Genomic DNA, 16,440 nt, shown 5'->3' on the forward strand with positions numbered 1-16,440 from the left:
AAACATGGAATTATGTATTACAGCCCTCCTCTGCTTTGCAGTATTATGTAGTGCCGCTTCAGCGGCTACGCTCTCTATTGATCCTTCAGATATAATACTGGGCAAAGGAGAGAGCGCACCACTTGCGGTGCGGGTAGATGATGTCCAGCAGCTGGGAAGCTATGATATCACCATCAGTTGGTCTCCTTCGCTGGTATCTTTGACAGATGTTACTGCAAGCGAGTCATTTCCAACGATGAATTACACATTTCAGACTGGTAGTGCACATATCGCAGGTCTGAATCCAACGCTGGAAGGAGTATCAGAGAGTGCAGATTTGTGCTATCTCGAATTCACCGGAATCGGAGATAATGGCGAAGTATCACCCGTTACGATATCGGTAAATGATTATGGATTCTTGAACTCAACATCAGGTGAGGAGATCCCGGTTGATACGATTGTAAATGGAAATATTACCACAATTGTCTCAAGCACCATAGATGCACGCATCGGTCTTCCTAACAGGCAGGTATCTGTGGGTCAGGAAATGGTAATCCTCGCCAGTGTGGCAAACCAGCGAAATTACGATACCTCTCCTTTGAATGTCAATGTGACAGTTGTGAAAGGCGGGAGTATTGTACAGAATGTGACCTACACTGATGTTATCATCCTTCCGGGGGCCACTTTTTCAGAAGAAATTTCCTGGACTCCTGCAGAAGAGGGAACATATCAGATATCAATTGCGGTAACCTCGGATGATGCAGTTATGGGCAGTCCAACCGATGAAAAAACCGTTTCATCGATTGATTACCAGCTGAGCTTCTCCGATGCGCAGGCCAGCAACCCTGGTCGTGTGCAGATGAACAACTGGTTCTCTGCGTATGCGTGGGTGAGTGCAAATAAGGCAGGTCAGGTAAACGTCAATATTGATGCGCCGGATTCGTTTGAAATATGGGGTGATGAAAACCAGACCCGGTATTTCTATAACAGCGAATGGAATTATTTCTCAGTCTGGATGAAGGCAACTGAGCCAGGCACTTTCAGTGGAAATGAATTTACGTTCACCATATCAGCAAACGGGAAAAGCGATTCAGTAAATGGCCGCGACATTACAATCTTTGTCCCTTCAATACAGGTAACTTCAGTCAATTCAGCAAGAGTTACATCTGAGAACACACCGGTAACGATGGAGTTTAACACCCTCCATACGAACAACACCAACAGCAATGTCACCACACTGGTTGCCCAGTCGGGTGCACAGGGACGGACCCTTTCCGGGCTTGGATATCTGGTTGGGTACCCATATGGCTGTGTGGAACAGACGACATCAAAGATGCTCGCCTCACTCAATGTGAAAAACTACTATCTTGAACGTGGAGATCGGCCTAGTGATTTTGATACAATCCGTGAACGGGCAAATGAGTCTGTCAGCGCCGGAATTGACGTGCTGGTAAATGGTGGACTTCGTGGTCAGCATGCTGATGGCGGATGGAGTCTCTGGGGATATGGCGACTCTGAATCATCGTCCAGTTCTTATGCAAGCTACACACTTGCCAAGATCAACAAAACGGGTGAAGACCTAAATAGTCTGCTTGATGGAAAGGTCTCTACCGGTAATACTGTTACTACTGGGACTGTGAATTTCGAGAAACTCATTGAATGGTTCCACGAGAATCCTGACAATCCGGCATCCGGTACCTGGTCCTGGAGTGCACCTGTCTGCCATGCCTGGACAAAGGAGTCCAACACGGCGTTTATCATGCTCATCCATGACATGATCAATCAGACCAGTGACGTGCAGCAGCCATACCGGGGTTACATGGAAGAGAACATGCAGAACGCGACCAGCTATGTCATTGGAAACCAGGTTAGTGGCGGATTTGATGACGGTTCGTTCTCATCCGGCAGTGACAAAGCCATGGCAACCGCACTTGGTCTCTGGGGTCTGGAATCCTTTGGTCTGCCATCCGGTACAGTTACCGAACCGGTAATCACTGATGCAAAAGAGAGAGCTGCGGCATATCTTATACGGAGTCAGAATGATGATGGTTCATGGCCTGCAGCTCCCTATTATGGATGGTATAATAAAGGCCGCGTAACTGAGAGCACAGCATATGCAATTCTTGCCCTGAATGCAACAGGCGTTGCAAATGATAACGAAACTATCAGAAATGGTGTCACATGGCTCGTTGATACGTATGAGAACAGTGGAAGCTGGGGATACACCTGGGCCAGTCAGGCAGCAATTGATGCACTCATAGTATGCCAGGAAGAAGAAAGCTCTTCAGGTACCGTGAATGTATTTGTTGACGGAGACCTGGTGTACACGTTCACCATGGATGCAACCAACCCGCGTGAGGAGTACACACTTACTTCGGACCAGATGACAGCAATGATGAGCAGTGGCACTGAGTTCAGGGATATCTTCGGTGATGGCTACAGCATCGTGAAATCACATGAAGTAGAAGCACAGCTCACATCAGGAGATGGACCTATTGTTCTCTCAGTTGAGAACAGCCAGTGGGCACCGCTCAATGAAATCGACAACACTATCAGCGGTTCAGGCACCATCCAGATGGAGGGTGACGATGGCAGTGTCGGAATTTCCCGGATTAACACAAATATCGACATCCTTGCAGAAGCCGAGTATGATGTTGGAGATTTCTCTCTGACGGTTGACTCTGTTCCCTCCCCGATGGAGGTAGATGAACCTGCAACCGTCAGCGTTGGTGTTATCTCTGACTATGATCTGTACTCCCCGATGCTTGAAGTGCCGATTTCAGACTTCACCTTCGATAACACATCTGATATTACTGACAGTACCGGCGCTGATGTTTCCTATGAAATACTCAACAGTACAGCAACCATTGGACAGGACTCCATCTTCATCCAACCCGAAAGCTGGGAACAGGACACTGCCTACTCCTACAACTTTGAAATTGTTCCGGAAAATTATGGAACGCTCAATATGTCGGTTAGGATCATTCCGTTATATGACGACAGTGATGTCTCATATATCAGGCATGACTTTAATGTAACAGGAACAGGCAATGTGACCATCCATGTTCAGGATGAGAATTATGCACCGGTTGTTGCAGACACGATTACGGTTGATGGTGTCACGGTCAATGTTCAGTCATCGCATGATTTCACCGGTCTTTTGGAGGACACCTACCAGTTCAGTGTCACAAAGACAGGATACCCGGATGTGCACGGCACAGTTGAGGTTAATTATGGTGAGACAACGGTGTACAATGTAACCCTGCCATCGTCGATGGACGAACCTGTTCTGATTCTTGCAGAGGGCGGTTCCGGCTGTATTGCAGGTGTGGCAAAGGTTCCGGGTGAGCTTAATGCAAATGTTGCTGAATCCACAATCTACAATGTTTCAGTGATGGGAGATGGTGGTGAACTTGGTGTTGCACTTCAGTTCCCCCAGCGGTATCTCTTTACGGCCCCGGTTGTAACGCTGAATGGTGTTGCGCTTGGAGCGGATGAGTATGAGATAACTCCGGGTACGTTTGTGTATGGACCTGGTGGAACCTACACCACAACAAATGCAACACTTGTTGTGTATAACACAACTTCGGGAACCAACTATATTGGAATGGAGTTTGATGGCGATGTATGGGGAGATGCATATAATGATGGACTTGTGGATTCAACTGATGCATTATATATCCTTCATTTCGTGGTAGGCAACCTGGATGGATTTGAAACATATGGGTATCCGGATGTTTATGACAGAGACTCCCATACAATTGACTCGACTGATGCACTTTACATTCTCCATAGAGTTGTGGGTAATCTTGATGAATACTACTCAGTGAGATGATCACCAATGGATAATTTTTTTTTATGGATGTTTTCAGTGTTCACGATTCTATTTTGTCTTGTAACAACAGTTGGAGCAGCAGATGTAGTACTTGATAATGATTCACTTCTCGTAAACGGAGTAAATGACAGCATTGGTCTTGGGGCTTTTAGTGTGGTTCTGACCTATAGTGAGAATGTAAGCATACAGTCTGTGGAGGGCGAATCAGGGTTTATGGTCGCATCAAATATCCAAAATAATAAATATGAGACTTTTATTGCAGGGATCTCTAGTGAAGGTCTGACTGGTGATATTCCGGTTGCTTCTGTAAGCATAACAGGTTCCGGAGATATTGAAGTATTCGTAAGGGAACTTGTTAATGTGAAAGGAGACCCGATTTCTTTCACAAATGCAGAATTTGTTGGGGTTGTGCCCGCTCCGGCATCCGGTGGTGAAGAGACTATTCATGACATTTCTGTTTCTGATTACGAAGAAACTCCTTTAGAACAACAAGTTACAACAACAGCAAAAACACCGGAAGCTACCGTGAAAGAAACCGAAACTCCTGTTGATACTATTATCAATACTCCGGCATCTCCGACACAGGCAACCTCTGGAGATAATGATATTTCGGTAGTTCCGGATGCGAATGAGAATACAGTTCCACCAACACAATCACCGTTTAATATCATTGTTGTTCTAATTGCAATTGGAAGCGTATATATATTAAAAAACAAAAAATGATTCATGTTAGATAATTCTATTAGAATTGGCTTGACAAAGAAGGTATGAGAGATGATGAACCAGCAAAAAAGGTTAATAGCTGTTTTAATGATCCTGTTATTATGTGTAACAGGGGCGACTGCAGCTGGAGCGGGTACGCTATCCGCATCTGATGTCACCGATGTGGCATTGGGTGAGAGTGGCGTAGTGACGTATACGTTAACAAATGATTTCGACCCAAAAGTCGGGACATTAACCTATACAGTATATTATGATGAGACAATCGCGACGGCAGTCAGTGCTAAAAAGATTGCTATCGGTGTTGGGCCTATACCTGATGTACTGGAAAATGGGATGGCCTTTACCATTACGGATACCGATGGTTTAGCCAATGGAGAAACTGATCTTTTCAATGTGACTTTCACCTCTAATAAAAACGATGGAAGTAGCATGGATCTGGGGATTGTGGTTACCAATGCCAAAGATGTTTCCCTCCCTCCAACTGATCTGAAAAATTCGATTATCATTGCAAACGGCACCTTCACCACAAGGGATGTTGTCGCCCCGGTAATTGGACCCATTACAACACCAGTCAGTGTTGGTGAAAATTTCCAGATTACTGGTCCTATTACCGAAGTCGGTGGGATGGGTACAGCAACTGCAACAATCGCGAATGCGACGTATACAAGTCCCTCTATTCCGCTAATTCTGACAGACCTTGGCAACGGTGCATACACGTACACAGCTGATGTATCATGGCCCGTCTTTGAGAATGGGGTTGTAATTGCTGTTAATGCAGTGGATGCAGCAGGAAATGTCGCAACAGCACAGACCAAAACGATTAATGTTGTAGACGTTGGTTTCTCAAACCCTTCACCTGCAGATGGAAGTTACATCAACATCGCCCCAACTGAAGCCTCAGTTTTCATGTCACAGATTGACACCAGCACGGTGGCAATGACTCTCGGCGATGGCAGCACAACAACTAATCTTGTTGTTGCCATTGATGGCGATTATGCACGTGGTGCCATTCCGGTTCTTGGCGATGGTATATACTGGGTTAATGTCACCGGTACTGACACAATTGCATCAGAAGAGCGCTACCTCAACTGGACATATACCCTTGACACATCCGCTCCGACACTTGACGTAACGATCACCGATTCTGATGGGGATGGATATATCGAAGCAAATGAGGTTCTGACCTTTGACTGGGCAGTAAGCTCTCCGGGTATCAGCGGATTCAAGAATGTCGAGATCGTTGACACTGTAACATCCGAGGTTCTGTGGTCGGATACCAATGCGGACAGCAGTGCTACACAGAATTTCCCCGCAGGAAACCGTGATCTCTCATTCCGTGCATATGACAATGCAGGAAACTATGCAGCCCATGATTTCCATCTGTATAACAACTATGTTGTATGGGTGAACTCAACAAAGATTGGTACAATTGGTGGACTCAACACAGAGTTTACATCCGCAGTTGACCTTGACCTGACAGCAACCAGTATGATTGAACTCTACAATGGACGCAGTGTTTTTGCACCTGAGATTGGTACAATCACACGGCAGGTAAGGGATGTCGGTCAGGTAACGAGTGACACCTTTGTAACCGTTGACAACCGTGCGAATGCAACATATGCAGGCACAGACACATACCAGGAACTTTGGGTATATAACCCTACAGAGATCATCGATTTCGAGATAACCGCGCCTTCAATCACACGTGCAAGTGTCGTGATGGTTGAGGCAAACGAGTCATACCTCAATGAACTCATTGATAGTGAATCAACAAGCAATATCGACTATACGCAATTAGTAAAGCAAACTGCCTATATCTTCATTGATGATGGATGGACACAGATTACCGTTAACGAAGACGGTTCATTTACTCAGGATAATATTGTTGGGGCACCACTGACAGTATCCGGTGATATCACAGCGACGCTGAAGAACTCTGCAAATCAGGTTGATCTTTCCTCCGGGTTCCGGATGAGTGTTGATTCTGTTGGATTTGATGCCAGCACGAACCCGCCTGTCGGGGATTACGCAGTTGCAGCAATTGCCTTCGACGGCGACCGTATCGGTGGAATTGCGGTAATGCCGGTTGTTATCCTTGAGACAGCAGACGAGGGTACGCTCTCTACCAACACTGTTGCTTTGGATGGAACCTTTGATGCCAGCTTCGGTTCCGACTGTAAATACTTCGGCGTCGCTCTCTATCGTGACACTGTGTATAATGCAACAGCAACCGTTGATTTCGCAAACCTAAACCTGGATATGGTCACCGTAGACCTTTCCGTGGGCGGAGCAGCCACAGAACAGCTCTGGCATAACATCTACATCACCCCTGGTGCAGGAAAGTATGCAGCTGTTAAGAATGGTAACTCCCTGACCTTTGATGTGACCGGTCTTGAAGCAGGAAATTACAAGGTAGTGCTTGCAGGTCTCAGTAACAGTGGTACCGCACAAGCATTTGGTGTACACGACGTGACTATCGGCTCTGCACTCAATATAAGCGAGATTGTTGCGACACCGTACATTTACAATGCAGGTATTCAGTGGACGACTAATCTTGCAGCAAACAGTACTGTGGAGTACGGTACTACCGTTGCGTACGGAAATAATGTATCTGATGCAAGCTATGTGCTTACACACAATCTGTTGATCAGTGGTCTGTCTCCTGTCACCCAATACCATTACCGCATAATCTCGGTTGATGAATTCGGCAACACAGCAGTTACTCCTGACGCTACTTTTGTTACCCTCTACCCCGGCGGCGGTGGCGGCGGTGGCGGTGGATCCGGTGGTTCCATTGTAACTACGACACCAGTTCAGGAATTCAACACAACCGGATATCTCCAGACAGATTCAAGTGGAATTGTTCGGGGCCCGGTATTAATCAATGCAGCTGACGGTCTCTCATTCCTCTACATTGCTCAGGGAGTGCAGGCTCTCAAGGCCAACGGTCAGCCTGTTGTGGATATTACCATTCAGCCTACAGATGACGTTCCACCATCCGGCTCATCAGTATTCTCATTTGCAGGCCACGCAGTAACTCTTGGACCATCAGGTGCAACCTTTAGCCCGGCAATTGAACTGACCTTCCAGCTCACCGAAGAAGAGTGGAACGCACTGAAAGATGGCGAAACATTCACAATCAAGTGGTTTAACGATGGTACTGGTGAATGGGAGAATATTCAGACCAGTGTCAATCAGGCCACTCATACGGTTACCGGCAAGATTAGCCACTTCAGTACATTTGCAGTCTTCACGCAGAGTATTGAATCCTTAACCCCTGCCGGAACAGAACAGACACCGACCCCGACCGATGTGCCGGGTGAAACCCCTGTGCCTACTGAAACCGGCGGCGAAGGTACTGAGACCGGCGGATTCCCATGGGTATGGGTAGTTGTTGTGATTGTTCTTATTGCTGTCATCGGTGGTGGATACTACTTCACACAGCAGAAGAAAGAGTAAATCTAAATCTCCTTTTTTTTTTGAAATACACTGTATTAGATAACCAGGATGCATCTACCTGAATGCAATCATTTCATGGTAGTCATAAAAATCAGAAGCGTAATGAACTAATTGTTGCCGGTGGACGGTTTAAAAAAATTTATAAAACTATATATTTTTATGTTTTTATTGAGTAATTATTTTAGATGATTCAAACACATGCCGGGTCAGATGTGAATTGTGGCATTCAAACACTGGTACTTACACCAATACATATAGGGGTATCTGATATTTCTCCAGTATGTCCCTTCACAGAAAATATGCCTTTTTTCCAATCTGTGATGAAAACAGCAATCCTGATGCTTCTCCCAACCATATTGTCATCTGTTCCGGGAGCTCCTGAAATCGGTGAATCACAGATGCAAATACCCATAGATCTGCATGCCGCAGATTCTGAAATAGCATGAATATACATGGTGTGCCTCTGAAATTTGATTTCTTTACGATATTATGACAAAATCACCGACAACAGAAGACCTTTACAGGGCCTTTGGAACAGGAATCTGGTTTCGCGATCTTGTGGGAATATTGGTATGGCTGGGAATAGCTGTTCTGACAGTATATGTCCCCTATCTGAATGAAAGTCCCCTGAGAATTGTATTTGCACTTCCGGTTGTGCTTTTTATTCCGGGATATGCACTCATTGCAGCACTCTTTCCCGGAAATGAGGAGATCGACACCCTTGAACGAATTGCGCTCTCATTTGGATTATCAATAGCTCTAGTGCCGCTGATTGGACTTGCACTAAATTATACTCCCTGGGGAATACGGCTGGACCCGATTGTCATTTCACTTGTCATCTTCACTGTCCTGATGGTGCTCGCTGCTCACTACCGGCGTGCACTGCTAGCCCCGGAAGAGCGGTTTTCGATGCCCATATGGGATTGGTATACAGAAGCAAAATCAGAACTCTTCTCTGAAGATCAGAGTTCACTTGACCGTGCACTCTCATATATTCTCATTATCGCCATTGTGGCGGCAGTTGTTACTACCATCTATGTAATCGTTGTGCCCAAGGAGGGTGAGCATTTCACTGAATTCTATATTCTGGGAGAAGAGGGGATGGCAGCGGATTATCCGGACCGGTTTTCTGTGGGCACCGCACAGCCGGTGATCATTGGTGTGGGAAACCATGAATACAAACCTGTGGATTATATGATCGAGGTCTGGGAAATGAATCAGGAATGGATTGCCGAAGAAAACCGTTCTGAAATATATTCAATGGATCTTTTAGACAGGTTCCCTGTCTCAGTGGCTCACAATGAGACTACTGAGATTCCCTACAACTTTACGGTAACCGATGGCGGGACAAACAGAATCCAGTTCCTTCTCTTCATGGATGCGGTGCCTGATGATTCTGTGTCAGGTGCGGAACGGATCAATGCCTCATACCAGGATCTTCATCTCTGGGTCGATGTTCGTCCTTCATACGGGTGAAGGTAATCAGCATCTCATTTTTTTCCGGTGAGGGGGCGATTCCCTCAATGTTCCACACTGCCCCTGTCCCCGAAGCAAGAATGCACCCGGCAAGACTGCAGGGGGTGCAGGGAGCAATCTCACAGATTCTCTGGGATTCGGACCGTATCTCTTCACACGCAGGTATGAATCTGAATTCTCTGAATCTGACGACAATGCTCTCCCCTTCCCCTGTCACTTCTACATCCTCTGCAGCGTGTATTAAATCACGTTCTGCTTCTGAAATCGCAGTGCAGATATCCGGCATATCATGAGGTATCCGGAGTTTTCCTGAACTGCGTAGCTGTTCCATTACCGGCATACCGGCAGGTACTGAAAAGATTCCTCCGCTTTCCGGTTCAGGGACTATTGCGGTGAGATCCCGTTTTGGGATTCTCCGGAAATTTCCCGCAGGATTGAACTGGCGTACCTGGTTTCCATCGGGAATGAAGTGTGCAGGGCCTGACGCTCCCAGTTCGGCTGCAACCTGGGCATAGCTAATCATCATACCCGTTGAAAAGAATGATGCTACATCTGCCGGAATTCCCTCCTCAGGGCGGGTTACCATTAGAAATACTGCACCAAAAAAGCAGGCACATGATGTAACAACGAGGGTTGCTGCCGGTAGATCTGTTCTTCCGGTAAAATATACCGGAAAGATAAGAAATATTGCAATTACAATCAGGAGTATTGGTGCCTGATATTCTTTGGAAATAATGTTATTCATCTGAAATTCCCCTCAATGACCGTGATAATGCCTCTTTTCTCGTATATCCAGAGATGAAAAGAATGGTGCAGAGAGTTACCAGCCCTGCAATCCACCATCCGGTATGATACATCACCTCGGCAACAATACCAAGGATAGTGAAAGTAATGAATGTTCCAATGAGCAATTTAATGTGGGTATTCCCGGCAATTGCTGCAAAGAGGCTGACCTCGCATATAACTGCTGCAAAAAATGATCCGTAGGACGCTCCATAAACCAGCACCTGGCCGACTGCGAGAATGTACAGGTCACTACCCTCGTGTTTCCAAACAGTTGCTATTGCAGCCAACACCGCGCTGGTGGGAATGACGATCTGCCAGATCCCTCCAAATGCAAGAGAACCAATGGCAATAAGGATTGCAGCACTGATACATCCTGTTTCCCATCGACCGGATATCATTGAATCACCTCAAAAGAACGTACATTGAAGAATTCTGCTTCTTTTCTAATATCTTCTCTGAATGTCTCTTCAGGAAGAAAAATTCTCACCGGGCGGTGCAATGCATATGCAGAAGTTGCCATAGACCATATATGACTCATATCGCCAATTCCTGTTGTATAACAATGAATTTCTGTATCATGGGATGATGAGAGTACACGATAAAATGTTTCTTCGAATTTGAGACGCTCTGCTGACTTGGCAAATGTCTCGGTTGCTCTCAGTGCCGCTGGGGAGAGTGGCATTTCCCCCCCCGCCTTTCGCATTCTTGCCGCAAGCATTATCGGGGAATATGCCCGAAATAGTGAGAATTGGCGTTTTTTTGGGGTGAGTGTATCGGATAGTTCATGAAGTACATCCGCACCCGGAACGATATCCCTGACTGCCACAATCTGATATCCTGAGAGGACGATCATCATAGATGAATCCCGGCGGTCTAAAATATCCGCAACTCTTTGGATGACCGCTTTTCGCATGCCGGAAAACATCTGCTCTGTAACAGCTCCTGTGTCAATGGGGAGATCAATAACGAGTGCTGCGGTTCCACCTTCACTTCCGGTATGTTCGCGCACATATCTCGTTCCGTACCTCGCTGTCATTTTCCAGTCTATGTCTCTCATATTGTCCCCCTGCCGGAATTCACGAAATGAGCGGACGCCAGCGCTTTTTATGGGTGTTCTGCGCATTGTCTCCCGGTCGCCGTATCCCCCTGAACTCTCATATTGTTGTCCTTTTTCCGGAAAAACAAAAAGTGCAGGGTCCTGCAGGGAAGGTTTCTGGACGGGTACTTCGATAGTAAAGAAGCTGTTTGAACAGCGGAGAGTGACACCACCGGGATGGATTGTGCCATGTGCGAGAAGCCGGAAGGAATACTGCAGGGTGCATGTTCCACCACCATTCGGAATGGTACCGGTTGTTTTCCCGATGATGTCTGTTGCTGAATCCGGGAGGATATCTTCGACTTCAAGTAAATAACCAGGCTGAATATGGCTGGTGAGCGTTGTAGTCATATTGATACGCGTACCGGAACGGGAAAACCGCTCTTTGGTATCTCTCTCTCCTGTCATGCTTAGTGCAGCCTTTCGGGCAGCAGAAATGCTGGTATGCAGAGACAGGAGGGGAAAGAGCCATAGAGCACCTCCTGTAAAGAAAAATGACGGGTCATCAAAGATCCATGCAGATACCATACATGCTCCACCAATGAGCAGTATCGCCCTGCAGAGACGGGTTGGCTGCACGTCTCAGGGCACCTCGACAGAATCAAGGATTTGCCGGATGACAGCAATGCTGTTTGTTCCACTGATCTCGGCCTCGCGTCTGAGAATAATCCTGTGCTGAAGTGCTTTTTCGGCTACCTTTTTTACATCATCAGGAATCACATAATTCCGACTTTCCAGCGCTGCCTTTGCCCGGCTTCCCCGGAGAAGTGCAATTGTTCCACGAGTGCTTGAACCCAGAGCAATATCGCCATGTTCACGTGTTGCCATGACAATGTCACGGATATATGCAAGAATCTCTTCTCCGACATGGATCGTTTTGACATATTGAATATCATTCAGTATGCCTTCCTGGGAAAAGAGGGGTGAAAGAGTTTCTGCAAACTTTTTCCAATTAAGTGTACCGTCCTGCTCGCGCCGGACAACTTCAAGTTCCTCCTCTCCGGAGAGGTGTGTTGCATAGACTGAGAACATAAACCGGTCTTTCTGTGCTTCTATCAGGGGAAATGTTCCTTCAAATTCCATGGGGTTTTGTGTTGCAATAGCACAGAATGGATTGGGGAGTTCATATCCGGTTCCATCGATTGTCGCCTGTTTTTCAGAGAGTGCCTCGATGAATGCGCTCTGTGTTTTCGGAGACATACGGTTTATTTCATCAATCAAAAAGATATTGGTAAATACCGGTCCTTTTCTCAGTTCAAATTTCCTGTCGTCAGGGTTCCAGAACTGTATGCCGATGACATCCGCCGGCTGACTATCTACAGAGCACTGAAACCGGTTAAAATCGCATCCGGAAAGAATTGCGCAGGTCTTTGCAAGTGTTGTCTTAGCTGTGCCTGGTACCCCTTCAATCAGTATATGTCCCTCTGAGAGAATGGCAATGATCATCATTTCAATGAGATCGTCATTTCCGACAACCATCTTTCGAATTTCTTCCCGCATGCGGGTATAGTTCTGTGATATTTGTGTAATTGACCGAGTATTTTTGAATTCTGTCATTCGTCACCCTGGTATGCTATTAGAGTATTTTTCGTGCATATGCGGCGCAGATAATGCCTGTGATTAGCAGTATGGCTAATATTTTAATAACCGTTGTGCTTTTTGCTCCGGTAACTGCCTGAAGAGCACCTTCTGTCACGAATGGTTGCGATGTAATTGTGTCATAGGATAGTTGTTTAGAGGTAACAAGGTTTGTCCGAAATTGTGCATTATCTCGTTCTGAGACCGTGAAATCCATACTGTTGATCAGTATCCCACTGTCTGCAAGAACAATGATTTCTCCATTGTCTATGATCTCACGGGCCATCACGGTTTCTTTTCCTAATTTTTCCGCGCCATCTGCTATCCCGTTGTTATTGGTGTCAATCCATGAGATGGATGAAGTCTCAAGAAGTGCTTCGCCGCCGGTTACGGTTGACGGCTGATTCAGGGCAATGCTCTTCACATCTTCAAGCAGATTGTGCTCCTGTGCCTGATAGGCGATTACCATGCGGGGATCATCATATTCCATATCCATGCTTGACAATTTCGATTCATGAATTCTGACCGAGCTTCCTGCCGCCTCCAGAATGGTGTTAGCTGATTCTTTTTTCGCAATTACAATAAGCGTTCCGCCGTTTGTAACAAAATGCCGGATACTGTTTTTATCCTCTTCTTTGGGTGCAGAGTGTGGTTCAACCATGATGAACGTATTTGGAGGTGTCGAAAGGAGAGCCGGATAGGAGGTAATGGGATTGCTGCCGGATCTTTCAAGCTGATCATAGAAAGATGAGGTTCCGTTCCATCCGGTGTTATAGCGGGATAGTTCAGCATCTGTCGAGGAGAGATAACTAAGTATCACAACGCCTGCGAGCACCAGGGCTGCGATTACCATTATGTTTCCTGTAGTTTGTCTCATTCATCACCCATGCACTGGATGGCTTCATCCCATGCTGAAAGGAGTTCATCCTCATCCTGTGGGTCTGTACCGTACACTATTGCCTCATACAGTATTACGAATTCAATTGCCTGTTTCCTGCACGTATCATCCAGTTTTGCAGCATATTCGCGCATCGTTTCAGACGGGCTGCACTCTTGTGCAGAATATTTCTGAATGGCAGCGGTAAATCCGTCTCCCAGTATCTGTGCTGCTTTCGCAGGTGTGAGCGCAGTCCTCTCTGATAAATACCTGCTGCGGTATTCCTGAACTGCAGTCACTTCTACCGGAGTGATTCCTTTATCCTCTTCTGATATGTCGGTCAGTGGTTCTGACGGGATGTATTCTTCTGTTTGATCAAATATAGTTGTCTCTTTGGGAGATGGATCTTCTGATATTTCCCTACTGTTCCTGCGGCGAACAATCAGGTAACCGGCACCTGTGGCAGTGATCACGAACAGTATGATATAGAGATACAGATTGCTCTGGGCAAAAGATACTATTGAATCGCTGCTTCTGCAATCATTCACCGGATAAACAGGATCTGAGAAAACAGATCTTATTGTATATTCCCCGGCTTCGACCTCTGTTTCATAGGAATATTCACCAACGCTGTCTGTATATACGGTTGCGTTGTTTTCGTTATCCGAACTTTTAATGTAGATCGTCACCGGTGCACCGATAACAGACCTTGCTTCAGTTGTCAACCTGCCTGAAGATGACAATGTGTTCCCGGACATGGATACATTCAGTGTCAGTACACCATCAGTCCCGGTAACAGAGAAGGGGATAATCGGTGAAAATACATCATCAATTCGTGTATAGGCCAGATGTGTGCCGGCATACATTTTTTTGATGGTAATCGGGATTTTATATTCCCCGGTGAGATTGCAGGATGATACTGTATATTCACTGCTGTCAATGTATAGGGTAACAGGTTTTCCGGAAGAAATCTCTCCTGTTCGTGAATAGATTCCCGTTGCGTTAATCGTATCACCATATATACCGGAGGAAGGATCAATTTCAAGGGTCAGTTCTTCCTGAAATTCGATATGAATTTCTGATACCCGCTGAAGACGTTCTTCCTGAATCTGTTCAATTTCGTCCATATACTCAGCAAAGGCCTCAACCGAAAATTCGGATTGTTCAGAGTCGATGTCTACTGCTTCACCTGACGCTGCCAATGCCGCAGTGGTATTCTGGTAGTCCGCAAATTCCCGAGCGATTTTCTTGCGAAGTGCTTCGCCTTCATAGGCAATTGAATACATTTTTCCAGGATTATTTTCATCCTGATACTGTATTTCGAGGTGGTTTAATTCCTCAAATGCGGCAGAATCATTGACCAGCTCTTCAAGATTTTTAAGGTTTTCTGCATTTTTTCTCCTGAATTCATCAATCTCAGACTCGCTCATATCAAGATTGATGACCATATTGTCAAACTGCTTTGCCGCCCTGCGGTATTCTTCAAGATCTTCCTGTGCATCTTCGACATTGTTTAACCGGACATTCAGAACAATCGTTCCGGAAGAGCCGATGAACTCCTGCATCAGCGGCATGAGGTCAGCGGTTTTCTCCTGTGATATCTGTTTGAGGGCGATTGGATTTTTAAAGTGACCGGCCCCTTCGATATTATCTATGGAATATATTTCGGGTTCCGCGGCGAATGGTATAAGAAGGACTGCAAAAAGGATGGCAAGCCCGACAAAAAGTGTTGGGGCGATGTACCTTTTCATGAGCTGATAATCTCCATAATTTTTTGAAGAACAATTATTCCAAAGAGGATTACGCCCCCTGCTGCAAGATATTTTGCGGACCTGATCATTCTTGGTTCAATGAACGGAGGGTCAGTCAGTTCAATGATTACAAGCACTCCTATCAGCCACAATACAAAGAATATTTCGATATTTACCACTTGGGCGAGGGCCATAAACGCAAGGATGATGATCATCCAAAGGAAGATAGCACATACAGAATACGCCCTTGTGGTAATATGCATATATATAGTTCTTATTTGGATATTTATATGAATATCGGCTTTTCTCTCTTTCGTACGACAAAGAGATAAATACTCCGCAAGCTAAACTCAAATTCAGGTGATTATATGAATTCAACCCTAAGGTTTCTTGCTGTTTTGTGCCTGATATCTGTCATTGCAGCCCCCGCATCGGCGTTTACTGCTGATTCTCTTTCAATTAATGTGCTGGAGAATGGGGATGCGACAGTCACGTTTTCCTATAGTCTTGGCTGGGCAGAAAAGTTTGCGGTTTTTTTCCGTATTGCAGATCCTGCGAATGAACTGAAGAATGCTTTGGAGAGTAATTTTGGCAAAGAGGTTTCCGTGCAGGAAGTGACGGATAATTCTGCCGCATTCATGGTCAGTGAATATGCACATCTGAGTGATGGTGAGCATGGAGTCACATACACCACCCCGGCAATCTCGTTTGCCAGTGCTGAAAAAATTCTTTCCGGCTACTGGTTTGCCCCCCTCATCGCAGTTGATTTGTCTCCTGCAGAGACAACAGTCGCTTTCCCCGATGGATATGCTGAAAATTTCTATGATGCAATAGATATTCCAAAAATCAGTCATACCATATCCATAGCATAATCTTCTTT

The 16,440-nt window shown here is 45.9% G+C and carries 13 protein-coding genes; 6 read left to right on the forward strand and 7 right to left on the reverse strand.

Annotated features, from left to right (window positions below; translation table 11 throughout):
- The first annotated feature begins 4 nt into the window (after positions 1-4).
- The 5 genes from OU421_RS09680 (at position 5) to OU421_RS09700 (ending at position 9,472) form a co-directional block, all read left to right on the forward strand.
- On the forward strand, positions 5-3,814 hold the full coding sequence (locus tag OU421_RS09680; protein WP_268185896.1) for a hypothetical protein: 3,810 nt from the start codon (positions 5-7) through the stop codon (positions 3,812-3,814).
- 6 nt (positions 3,815-3,820) lie between these two features.
- A complete protein-coding gene (locus tag OU421_RS09685) occupies positions 3,821-4,537 on the forward strand; it encodes a hypothetical protein (RefSeq protein ID WP_268185897.1) in 717 nt (238 codons plus the stop codon).
- 87 nt (positions 4,538-4,624) lie between these two features.
- Positions 4,625-7,996, forward strand: a complete 3,372-nt coding sequence (locus OU421_RS09690; protein ID WP_268185898.1) for a hypothetical protein — start codon at positions 4,625-4,627, stop codon at positions 7,994-7,996.
- Between the two features lie 185 nt (positions 7,997-8,181).
- The gene (locus OU421_RS09695) at positions 8,182-8,442 is read left to right on the forward strand and encodes a hypothetical protein (protein ID WP_268185899.1); all 261 of its coding nucleotides are present in this window, start codon (positions 8,182-8,184) and stop codon (positions 8,440-8,442) included.
- Positions 8,443-8,485: 43 nt separating this feature from the next.
- Positions 8,486-9,472: a DUF1616 domain-containing protein gene (locus OU421_RS09700; protein WP_268185900.1), complete on the forward strand. Its 987-nt coding sequence runs from the start codon at positions 8,486-8,488 to the stop codon at positions 9,470-9,472.
- Here the strand turns inward: OU421_RS09700 and OU421_RS09705 are convergent.
- Genes OU421_RS09705 through OU421_RS09735 form a run of 7 tightly spaced genes read right to left on the reverse strand, consistent with a single transcriptional unit; the run spans position 9,414 to position 15,823 of the window.
- Positions 9,414-10,217 (reverse strand): hypothetical protein, encoded by an 804-nt coding sequence (locus tag OU421_RS09705; protein WP_268185901.1) that lies wholly within the window; start codon positions 10,215-10,217, stop codon positions 9,414-9,416. The genes OU421_RS09700 and OU421_RS09705 overlap by 59 nt on opposite strands.
- Positions 10,210-10,656 (reverse strand): hypothetical protein, encoded by a 447-nt coding sequence (locus tag OU421_RS09710; protein WP_268185902.1) that lies wholly within the window; start codon positions 10,654-10,656, stop codon positions 10,210-10,212. Before OU421_RS09710 ends, OU421_RS09705 begins: the two co-directional genes overlap by 8 nt.
- Entirely contained in the window at positions 10,653-11,882 is a 1,230-nt protein-coding gene (locus tag OU421_RS09715; protein WP_268185903.1) for a DUF58 domain-containing protein, read from the reverse strand. Before OU421_RS09715 ends, OU421_RS09710 begins: the two co-directional genes overlap by 4 nt.
- A 54-nt stretch (positions 11,883-11,936) precedes the next feature.
- Entirely contained in the window at positions 11,937-12,911 is a 975-nt protein-coding gene (locus OU421_RS09720; RefSeq protein ID WP_268185904.1) for an AAA family ATPase, read from the reverse strand.
- Between the two features lie 19 nt (positions 12,912-12,930).
- Entirely contained in the window at positions 12,931-13,785 is an 855-nt protein-coding gene (locus OU421_RS09725) for a DUF4350 domain-containing protein (protein WP_268185905.1), read from the reverse strand.
- A gap of 20 nt (positions 13,786-13,805) precedes the next feature.
- A complete protein-coding gene (locus OU421_RS09730) occupies positions 13,806-15,560 on the reverse strand; it encodes a DUF4129 domain-containing protein (RefSeq protein ID WP_268185906.1) in 1,755 nt (584 codons plus the stop codon).
- Positions 15,557-15,823 (reverse strand): hypothetical protein, encoded by a 267-nt coding sequence (locus OU421_RS09735; RefSeq protein WP_268185907.1) that lies wholly within the window; start codon positions 15,821-15,823, stop codon positions 15,557-15,559. The genes OU421_RS09730 and OU421_RS09735 overlap by 4 nt, the downstream gene beginning before the upstream one ends.
- Positions 15,824-15,928: 105 nt before the next feature.
- Between OU421_RS09735 and OU421_RS09740 the strand changes: the two genes are divergently transcribed.
- Positions 15,929-16,432, forward strand: a complete 504-nt coding sequence (locus tag OU421_RS09740; protein ID WP_268185908.1) for a hypothetical protein — start codon at positions 15,929-15,931, stop codon at positions 16,430-16,432.
- Positions 16,433-16,440 lie beyond the last annotated feature (8 nt).

The organism is Methanogenium organophilum (assembly GCF_026684035.1).
Classification (GTDB): domain Archaea; phylum Halobacteriota; class Methanomicrobia; order Methanomicrobiales; family Methanomicrobiaceae; genus Methanogenium; species Methanogenium organophilum.